Genomic DNA, 1,695 nt, shown 5'->3' with positions numbered 1-1,695 from the left:
CGGGGCTGGCGGTGGTGCATCTGTTCGCGCTTGGCTGGCTGTGCCAGATGATGCTGGGCGCGCTGATCCAGTTCACGCCGGTCCTGTGCGCGCGGTCCCTGGCGTGGCCCGCGCTGTCGCTGCCCGCGCTGCTGCTGACGGGCGGCGGCACGGCCATGCTGGCCGGGGGGTTCCTGGCGCTGGACGGGATGCCGGGGCAAGGGCTGCTGGCGGGGGCGCCGGTGGTGCTGGCGGGAGCCTTTGGGCTGGCCGCGGCGATGCTGGGATCGACGCTGATCGCCGCGAGGGGGTGGCGCGCGCCCGAGGGGCGGATGCTCGCCCTGGCGCTGCTGGCGCTTGGCGGGCTGTGGGCCACGGGGGCGGCGATGGCTTGCGCCCTTGCGGGATACGACCCCCTGCCCATGGCCATCTCCGAGGCCCTGCCCGTTCATGTCCTGCTGGGCGCGGGCGGCTGGCTGACGCTGGCAGCCTTCGGCGTCAGCTACAAGCTGTTCGCGATGTTTCTGCTGGCGCCCGAGCGTGACGGCCCCCTGCGCCGGGCGGTCTTTGCGGGCGCGGCGGGGGCCGGGGCGGGGGCGCTGGCCGGGGCCGGGCTGGCGCTTGCCGGACGCGGGACCGGACCCCTGGGCCTTGCCGTCGCGCTGGCGGGCGCCCTGACCGCCCTTCTGTATCTGGCCGACATCCGCCGCCTGTGGCACAGCCGCCACCGCCCCCGGACCGAGGTCAACATGCGCTGGAGCCGCGCGGCCCTGGGTTTCCTGGCCCTGGCCGCCGTCCTGCTGCCCCCCGCCGTGCTGCGCGGCGGTTCCTGGGCCGAGGCCGCCGTCTTTGCCGGTCTGGCAGGCTGGCTGTCCACCCTGACGCTGGCGCAGATGATCAAGATCGTCTCGTTCCTGACCTGGATCCAGATCTTCGCGCCGCGCATCGGACGCGCCCCGGTGCCGCTGGTCCCCGACCTCACCGATGCGCGCGCCACCGGGCGCTGGCTGGCGCTGTGGGCGGCGGGCGCGGCGGGGGGCACGCTGGCGCTGGCCTTGGGACAGGCCGGGGGCTTCCGGCTGGCGGCGCTGGCGATGCTGCTGGCCGCCGGGGGCCTTGTGCATGAGGCCTGGGCCATCCGCCGCCTGCGCCATCTCGACCCCGCCCGGCGGCCCGCCCGCCTGCCGCCTCTCGTGCTTCCCCCCTCCCCGCAAGGATCCGACCATGACCACACCCGACCCGTTCGAGCTTGATGTCCGCCCGCAACTGCAACGCGGCGAGGAACCCTTCGGGACCATCATGACCGCCGCCGACGGCCTGCAACCCGGCCAGGCGCTGCGGCTGATCGCGCCCTTCCGGCCCGCGCCCCTGTTCGGCGTGATGGCCAACCGCGGCTTCGCCGTCAGCGACCGCCGCCGTTCCGATGGCGCGTGGGAGGTCCTGTTCGCGCCCTTGGAAGACGCCCGACCGGATGCGGGCCTGGCCCCCGGATCGGCCCCCGGGGCGGCGCTGTGGCCCGACCCGGCGCAGGTGCTGGATCTGGCCGGGTTGATGCCGCCCGAGCCGATGGTGCGCATCCTGGAAGCCCTGACCGCCCTGCCCGAGGGCGCGGTGCTGTTCGCCCTGCTGGATCGCGAGCCGATGTTCCTGTTCCCGGAACTGGCGACGCGCGGGCACGAATGGGCGGGCAACCCTGCGCCCGACGGGGCGTCCTAT

The 1,695-nt window shown here is 75.2% G+C and carries 2 protein-coding genes; both read left to right on the top strand.

Translation table 11 applies throughout. The annotated features are described in order from the left end of the window. A partial coding sequence (locus GIY56_RS18450) for a hypothetical protein (RefSeq protein ID WP_196053699.1) occupies positions 1 to 1,232 on the top strand: 1,232 nt, incomplete at its 5' end. Beyond that, positions 1,204 to 1,695 (top strand): DUF2249 domain-containing protein (locus tag GIY56_RS18260; protein ID WP_154766254.1); only part of this gene is annotated, 492 nt, incomplete at its 3' end. The genes GIY56_RS18450 and GIY56_RS18260, both read left to right, overlap by 29 nt.

This window comes from Paracoccus lichenicola, assembly GCF_009708075.1.
Lineage (GTDB): Bacteria > Pseudomonadota > Alphaproteobacteria > Rhodobacterales > Rhodobacteraceae > Paracoccus > Paracoccus lichenicola.
Note: the sequence above shows the minus strand (reverse complement) of the source record. Positions and strands in the feature narration are given on the sequence as shown.